This is a genomic window from Sphingobium sp. YR768, assembly GCF_900111125.1.
In the GTDB taxonomy this organism is placed as follows: domain Bacteria; phylum Pseudomonadota; class Alphaproteobacteria; order Sphingomonadales; family Sphingomonadaceae; genus Sphingobium.
Window position 1 is genome coordinate 1 of sequence record NZ_FOGE01000067.1, and the last position, 7707, is coordinate 7707.

The 7707-nt window shown below is 59.4% G+C and carries 8 protein-coding genes; 5 read left to right on the forward strand and 3 right to left on the reverse strand.

The features are described 5' to 3' along the window. Positions 1–128 precede the first annotated feature (128 nt). The 3 genes from nhaA to BMX92_RS26425 form a co-directional block, all read right to left on the reverse strand. Positions 129–1607, reverse strand: coding sequence for a Na+/H+ antiporter NhaA (gene nhaA / locus BMX92_RS26415; protein ID WP_256213650.1), 1479 nt, complete (start codon positions 1605–1607; stop codon positions 129–131). A gap of 468 nt (positions 1608–2075) precedes the next feature. Further along, positions 2076–2441 carry a PilZ domain-containing protein gene (locus BMX92_RS26420; RefSeq protein ID WP_143066929.1) on the reverse strand — a complete coding sequence of 122 codons (366 nt, stop codon included), beginning with the start codon at positions 2439–2441 and terminating at the stop codon, positions 2076–2078. 66 nt (positions 2442–2507) lie between these two features. Further along, positions 2508–2963, reverse strand: coding sequence for a sigma factor-like helix-turn-helix DNA-binding protein (locus BMX92_RS26425; RefSeq protein ID WP_143066930.1), 456 nt, complete (start codon positions 2961–2963; stop codon positions 2508–2510). 495 nt (positions 2964–3458) lie between these two features. Here BMX92_RS26425 and BMX92_RS26430 point away from each other — a divergent pair, with 495 nt between their 5' ends. The 5 genes from BMX92_RS26430 (at position 3459) to BMX92_RS26450 (ending at position 7370) form a co-directional block, all read left to right on the forward strand. Continuing rightward, the gene (locus tag BMX92_RS26430; protein WP_093022667.1) at positions 3459–4025 is read left to right on the forward strand and encodes an RNA polymerase sigma factor; all 567 of its coding nucleotides are present in this window, start codon (positions 3459–3461) and stop codon (positions 4023–4025) included. A 22-nt stretch (positions 4026–4047) separates the two neighbouring features. Continuing rightward, positions 4048–5118, forward strand: coding sequence for a FecR family protein (locus tag BMX92_RS26435; protein WP_256213651.1), 1071 nt, complete (start codon positions 4048–4050; stop codon positions 5116–5118). Positions 5119–5180: 62 nt separating this feature from the next. Beyond that, positions 5181–5546, forward strand: coding sequence for a hypothetical protein (locus BMX92_RS26440; protein ID WP_093022673.1), 366 nt, complete (start codon positions 5181–5183; stop codon positions 5544–5546). Between the two features lie 208 nt (positions 5547–5754). Further along, a complete protein-coding gene (locus BMX92_RS26445; RefSeq protein WP_177185287.1) occupies positions 5755–6072 on the forward strand; it encodes a helix-turn-helix transcriptional regulator in 318 nt (105 codons plus the stop codon). Then, positions 6069–7370, forward strand: a complete 1302-nt coding sequence (locus tag BMX92_RS26450) for a type II toxin-antitoxin system HipA family toxin (RefSeq protein WP_093022679.1) — start codon at positions 6069–6071, stop codon at positions 7368–7370. The genes BMX92_RS26445 and BMX92_RS26450 overlap by 4 nt, the downstream gene beginning before the upstream one ends. Positions 7371–7707: the final 337 nt, after the last annotated feature.

The following is a 7707-nucleotide window of genomic DNA, read 5'->3' on the forward strand; positions in this document are numbered from 1 at the left end:
ATCTGCCGCATCCACTGCTCCTAAGCGTGCTCTCGAGAGCGTTCTTAAGAGCAGGCCCCTACCTCACGACAAGGCGCGTCTCGCCGGATGCATACGCTGCGAGCTGCGGGTCGAAAATGTCGCAGAGGTCAGGTCGATACGCGCGCTGCAACCCGAAGGGCTGCATAACCCGTCAGGCCCGCAAGGGCCGAAGCGACGATGATTGCGAGCGATGCAATCTCCTGAAGCCGGCCGTCGCCGAACGCCAGTCCGGATATGAAGAGCGATATCGTAAAGCCGATACCCGCCAGCGCCCCTATCGCAGCAATCATCGGCCAACGGACATCGTCAGGCAGGCGTGCAAAGCCCAGTCGGGTTGCAATCCAGCTGAAGCTGAAGAAACCCAGCGGCTTGCCAAGACACAGCCCTATCAGAATGGCGGGCGCAAGCGCCGAGTGCAAACTATCTTCGATGAGATCAGGACTGACGTGGACCCTTACGTTCGAAAGGGCGAAAAGCGGCAACACGAAATAGCTGATCCAGGGCGAAAGGAGCGTTATGACCCGTTCTCCTGTCGCATGTGTGGCCCCGGTCATTTCATGCAGATAACCCAAACGCTCCTGCGCTTTGTTTTCTGAGCGATCATCTTCGTTGTTTTGGGCCTCTCCCGTAGCTAGGCGATGGGCGTCCTGGAATTCATCAACCTCATCCTGAAGATTGTTCGCAAATTCCTTGCGACTAAGCCGAGGATAGACCGGTACGAGAAAGCCAAGAAGCACTCCGGCGATCGTCGTATGAATCCCCGATCGCAGGATGCCGACCCAGAGCATGAGAGCAAGGAGTATATAAGGGATATTCGCTCCCCAGCCCAGGTGGCGCAAAAGATAGATGGCGGCAAAGCCGGCAGCGGCAATCACGAGGCCATCGAGGTAGATCGTGTCGCTATAGGCCGAAGCGATGACAAGCAGCCCGCCGATGTCATCGATCGCTGCAAAGGCAAGAAACAAGGCGCGTACGCCATCCGGCAGACGTGTAGCGAACAGGCCAATCAGCGCCAGGCCAAAAGCGGTATCCATGGCGATGACCGTGCCCCAGCCCGTGATCGCGTCACTGTCCCGCGCGATCAGCCAGAAGAAGAAGACGGGAACCAGCATACCGCCGATGGCGCCGGCGAGCGGAAAAATGGCGGTGCGCCACTGAGACAAGGCGCCGCGCAGAAGCTCCCGCTTCACATCCGCGCCTATTATGATGAAGAACAGCGGAAGCAGCGCATCGTCGATCCATTCCGCGAGGCTATGGCTTACCGACCGCTGCCCGAATCCAAAGTGAAGCTGCGTGTCCCAGAACCGCTCATAATTTTCTCGCAACGGACTGTTAGTGAAGAGAAGCGCGGCGAGCGTCGCGAGCAGCAATGGGCCCCCAATGACGTCCTTCCCCGCAAAGAACGGCTCTATCCGATCCAGGAATTCAACGCGGGCAGGCGCATGATGTCGTTTTGCGGTTGTCGCGCCTTTTTGGCGGGGAGTGATGGCCATCTCATGCAAGCGTCCGCAGACACATAGAGTTCCAGCCTCAGCAAGATCCGCCCGGTTCGAGATTTGCCGGCGTCGGGCGATGCCGACCTCCATGAACCACGCGTGAGCGGCTGCAACAAGAGGGCGAAGCTCATCCACATCATCTGTGACCGGATCATTGATTATGACGAAACGCTGCGCTCTGCCGGCAGGATGAACCTCCGTCCCGCCCGGCCGGGGTTATGGGCCAGGCCATCGACAATCATCTGGTCCCGCTTTGCAGGCGCCTCCTGATCTTTGCCACCCTGTGATGCCCTGCCGCCTTGCCAGCGGGCATGCCATAAGGCCCGCCAGCGAAATCGTCAGAAAGCTGGTCCGTCGCGCCCTGGCGAAGATTAAGTTGCGCTCGCAAGCGCCGCAAACGTGTCAATTGGCTGGCCATAGTCAAATCTCGGGATTGAGACTGGCAACCTATAGGAGCCGAAGGGGTCCAGGTGCGAATGCCTCACAGACGCAGAAATATTCTCGCAAAGAGATAGACCGGGATGCCCCCCTGGACGCGGCGCGGCAACGACCGGCTGATCAGGCGTACTGCTCGATCAGAATGTCGGTCACCACTGCCGGATCAGCCAATACTGTCGCAATAGGCCGAACCGCATGGTCCTGGATGAAAGCCCGAGGATCCAGCCCGTGGTCCAACAGGACGCCACATCTATTCTCGCCGCACCAGATGATGGTCGCGCAAAATTCGAGCTGGTCGACCTGAATGGATATTGCAGTACCGACCGGCGGAAAATCGAACCCGGCCAATTGCGCGCCATAGAGCGAGATATTCTCGATGGTGGCATATTCATAAAGCCCCTTCCAGAAAATCGTGCAGGCCATCTCGACAGAGTGTCGGGAATGTTCGCGGCGATCGGGGTTGAGGGGTGTCAGGGCCTGCAGCATATCATCCATCCTTGGCCCCATTTCCCAGAGCGTCCGGACGACCAGTTTGTTCCGCAGTGAGGAAAATCAGCCCGACATGATGGATCGCGCGTCGCCAGCCCGGATCAACGCGCACCTTGTCTTCCTTCGACCCACAATATCGCGACACAAAGGCCCTGCCCCTCGCTCAAAGCTCTCGCCTTTGCGATGCTTCAGCACGATCGCCACTGCCAGCCTGTAATGGCGGCACACCCGATCCTCGTTCATGCCGAAGCGCCGAGAGACTTCCGCAACGCTCATCCTGTTTCGCACCACAAGGACGAGAATGGCGCGCGTCAGCGGTGGCATGGTAGCGACGGCAGCCTTGATTCTGGCGTCCTCGGCGCCGCCACCGCTCCCCGCCGCCCATCGCGTGCCGTCGTTCCCGTCGCGCTGTTCCAGATAATGTTCGATAAGGGCGAGGCAGACATCGTCCCCTGCCCTGCCTCGCATGCGGGCAATGAAACTCGCCAGACAGCGGCTGACATCATGATGAAAGGCCATTGAAACTACTCCTGATCGGACATGAATTGACCCTTCCGGGCCACTCCTTCCGATCCCCCCTCTCCTCCTCCCGGTTAAATGCAGCCCCTGACGAAGGATTTGTCGACGGATTGTTAACCTCAACCGCATCACCCCTTCCTGTCTCGCCCACCATTTCTCTCCCCATCCCCATGCGGAGCGCGGTGCCCGCGGCACGCGGGCAGCCGCCCGCCCTCTTTCCGCCGCCGCCTTTCATCCTCTTCGCAAAAACGTCACAAATCCGCTCTTTAGGGTTGCGCTCCCCGGTCATTCCGGCAATCTGGCCCCGCTTCCGGTGAAAGCCCGGAAGTGGGGCGTCGAAACCCCTTCACCATTAGCTCGGTCACAGTTTCACTGGGGCCGGGTGGCATGCGCGCATGTCCAGCCGGCAACGGTAAAGGCGTATGCGCCTGTGGTGAACAGGTTTCGAACATCCGGCTCACGGCCGTCGCCCCGAGATGGACATAGGTGCGACAGATGAGCCAGAGCCAAGCGAAGGATCGTTCAAGCGATCCGGTCAGACATAAGGATTCCGACAGCGAACCGTTTCGCTTTCCGGATTTTTACAAGAAGGAGAAGCCCCGCCTCATGCGCTTCTTCACGCGCCAGCTCGGCAATCCGGCCGATGCCGACGAGCTTGCCCAGGAAAGCTTCACCCGCTTCGTGCGCGCCGCGCCGGTGCAGGCGCTTGCGAGCCCACAAGCCTATCTCACCCGCATCGCCACAAACCTGCTGCGCGACTTCATCGCGCGTGGTTCGACTCTGCTTTCCCAGCGCTCCGGCCTGCTCGACGAGAATGTCACGCTGGTCGCACCCGACGACACGCATCGCGAGATACAGATGCGGCAGGAGCTGGAACGCTGGAAAGCCATTCTCGAACAGCTAAACCCCGACACCCTCGACATCTTCCTGCGCAACCGGGTCGAGGGCGAGACCTATGTCGAGATTGCAGCAGCGCTCAATGTGCCGCTCTGGGTGGTGCAGAAACAGATGCTCAAAGCCATCCGCCACGTGAACGCCCATCGCGAGGCCGAGCATGACTAAGACGGGCATGACTGAGGTAGGCATGGCTGAGACAGGCATGACCGAGATGGGCGTCGATCCTGAAGCCACTGAAGAAGAGCAGGCCGATCAGTGGGCGATGATGATCTGCGCCGACGGACAGCATGTTCCCGACCCGCTGGCAGTTGATCAGTTGGGCCCGCATCAGGCCGCTTTCTCCGTCTGGGTCGCACAGGATCCTGCGCGCAAGGCGCGCTATCTGAAATCTACCGAGGCCGTCATGAGAGCAGGCAGCGCCGCGGGTCAACTTGGCATGCGCTCTCGCCCTCTGGAGGCAGCATCGCAGGCGGCAGCTTCGCCTGCGCGCCGGATCCGCTCGCCCATGCTGCTCGCCGCGTCGCTTGCGCTTGGCCTCATCGTCGCTGCCGGCCTGTTCTGGCGTACAGCCGACACCGCGCCCTTACTCATTCCCCAAAGCGCTGCGCAGATACCGCTCGAGACGCGGGTCGGCGAGGTTCGCACCGAACATCTGGCTGATGGCACATCTGTCCTGCTCGACACCGACACATTGCTGCTGGTCAGCATGACCGCCGAGCGCCGCAGCGTCGCCATCAAACGCGGGCGCGCCCGATTTTTCGTCCCTCGTGATGATGGAAGACCCTTCATCGTTCATGGTGCGGGCACCAGCCTGCGCAGCGATGGGGGTAGTTTCGATGTCATGGTTCGCGACACGATCCGCATCAACCCGATCGTGGGCACGCTTGCGATAGAGTTCAGCCGCGCCCTGCCCAGCGATCAGTCCAGCGCCCTCCTCCTGCCTCCCGGAAAGCTTCTCAGCTTCGCGGCTGGACAGGGGTCCCCCGTCTCTGTCATTGCTGTTCCCAGGTCCGAACAGCAATGGGTGGATGGCGTGAAGAGTTTCGACAATGTTCCGATCCATGACGTCATCGCCGAAGCCAACAGCTATAGCGAGACCAAGATCGAACTGGCCGACCCCGCCCTTGGCAACCGCGAAATCTTCGCCGATATCGACATTCGTAACATAGACCGGGTGGCCCAGGCACTGGCCGCCTTTCTCGATCTGTCCATCGACCGGTCGCAAAAGAACAGGTTGATCCTCAAAGACGCTGCCTAGCCGCGTGCCGTGACGCCTCCGCCTCACAGAGAACAGGAAGACAGATGGGCCTAGTCAGCTGGATGCGGCGCAAGGACAAGCGGCACCTCGCCGATCATAGCGAGACAGAGCTGATCCAGCTTTTCGCGCAGCAGACCATGCATCTTCTCCATAAGGCCCATGGCATCGAACCTGTTTTTTGTGAGACTATCTGCACGCGGGCCCAGGCGCAGGCCGATGATGCGCCGCTTACTTTCTTCTGGTTTAGCGACGATGATGCAGCCCTGATTGCTACGGTCAACGGCGTAAAGGTACGGGAAACCCTGCTCGGGTTGATGAGCGAACATGACCCGCTTTTCAGCGCCGTGTTCGATAAGATCCGCACGGATCTGCTCTTCGTGATCCAACAGGCTGGCAAAGCCGCCGCGACCAATCAGCCCGGCTATTGACCTGCATGATCGCGTCGACCTAAACAAGTCGCCGAAAATGGCGAATTATTTCCTTATAAATTGCATATTCCGTCAATATTGGCGATATATGCTCATACTGTCGATAACTTCATAAATCGTCATATTTGACGGATTATAGTTGAAATATGGCATAAATCGTCATATATGGCGATTTATGAAAATCGTCCCGGCTATGCCTGAAATCAGCATGCTCGAAGAGCTGGGTGCCCGCGCGCAACAATATCGCGTGGGCCTCAATCGTACCCAGGCAGAACTCGCCACGGATGCCGGCGTATCGCAGCGGACGATCGAACGCTTCGAGGCGGGCAATTCGGTACAGCTCGACAAGCTGCTGCGCATCCTTCGCGCCATGAAGCTCACCGAAAATCTCGACCATCTCATCCCGGAAACCAGCATCAGGCCCATTCAACTCGCCGGAGCCAGGGCTGAAACACGCAAGCGGTCCTACAAGAAGCGCGACGCCTTACCCGCCACCTCGGGCTGGGTCTGGGGCGATCGCAAATGACCACCGCCACTGTATCGCTCTGGGGCAGCCGGATCGGCGCCGTCACACTCCCTGCGGGGGAGCGGTTCGCCAGCTTCGAATATGATCCCGATTTCCAGCGCAGCGGCATTCAGCTGTCACCGCTCGTCATGCCTCTGGGCGGACAGGTTTATCGCTTTCCCGCACTGGCGGCCGAGAGTTTTCACGGCCTGCCCGGCATGCTCGCTGACGCGCTCCCTGACAAATATGGCGTTGCGCTGATCGATGCGTGGCTTGCAACCCAGGGGCGCACCGGCGCCGACTTCAATGCGGTGGAACGGCTCTGCTATACCGGCACCCGGGGCATGGGCGCGCTCGAGTTCACGCCGGCCCATGGCCCAGCGTCCAGCAATGCAGAGATGATCGAGATCAGCGAACTGGTCCGCCTCGCTTCAGAAGTCCTCGTCCACCGGTCCGAACTTACCGTTACCTTTGCCGGCTCCAACCGGGCCGAGGCGCTGCGCGAGATATTACGCGTAGGCACATCGGCGGGCGGCGCCCGCGCCAAGGCAATCGTCGCCTGGAACCCCCAGAGCAACGAAGTCCGCTCAGGCCAGGTCACAGCGCCTGCAGGCTTTCAATATTGGCTCATGAAGTTTGACGGCGTTGCCAACAACAAGGATCGCGAGCTTGCCGATCCTCAGGGATATGGCGCGATCGAATATGCCTATTATCTGATGGCCACCCAGGCCGGCATCGATATGGCCGAGTGTCGCCTGTTCGAGGAAGGGCCGCGACGCCACTTCATGACCCGGCGCTTCGACCGGCTCGAGGATGGTGACAAGCTGCACATGCAGTCGCTCGCCGCCATGGCCCATCTCGATTTCAATCAGCCCGGCGCCAACAGCTATGAGCAGGCCTTTACCGTCATCCGCCAGCTGGGCCTGGGGCAGGATGTGCTGGACCAGCAATTCCGCCGCGCGCTTTTCAATATCGTGGGGCGCAATCAGGACGACCATGTCAAGAATATCGCCTTCCTGATGGACCGGTCAGGGCAATGGCGGCTCGCGCCAGCCTATGACATCAGCTATCAATATAATGCATCGGGGAGCTGGACGAACCAGCATCAGATGTCACTTGCAGGCAAACGCGACCGCTTCACGCTGGAGGATCTGGAAACAGGTGGCGCTGTCGCCGGCATCTCAAGACGAGCCGTTCGCGACATGCTCGCACAAGTGACGCAGGCTGTCAGGCGCTGGCGCGATATTGCTCAAAGCGTCGATGTACAACCAGCCTTCATTGCAGAAATTGCCTCCATGCAGAGACTGGATATTCGCTGAACATTGAACGCATAGAAATATCTTATAGCCGCAGCTTTAGATCAATCCCCCTGCGTCTTCCTTATTGAACCCCCAAAAGGGGCGATATGAGAAGGGGGAAGACTTATGGCTATCGGAAAGATAGCGCTCTTTGGCAGCGCTGCACTCTATCTATGTGCTCCTACATGTTATGCTCAAGCACAAGATGTACCCAAGATCTACAATCTTCCGGAGCAAGATCTTGCTGCAGCGCTACGTTTCATAGGTACGCATCCGGTGAGGACCGCGGCTACTGACGGTTTGCTGGGGGATTTGGCATCTTACTTGCCGAGGAAGGCCTCCACGCCTTCTTGAGCGA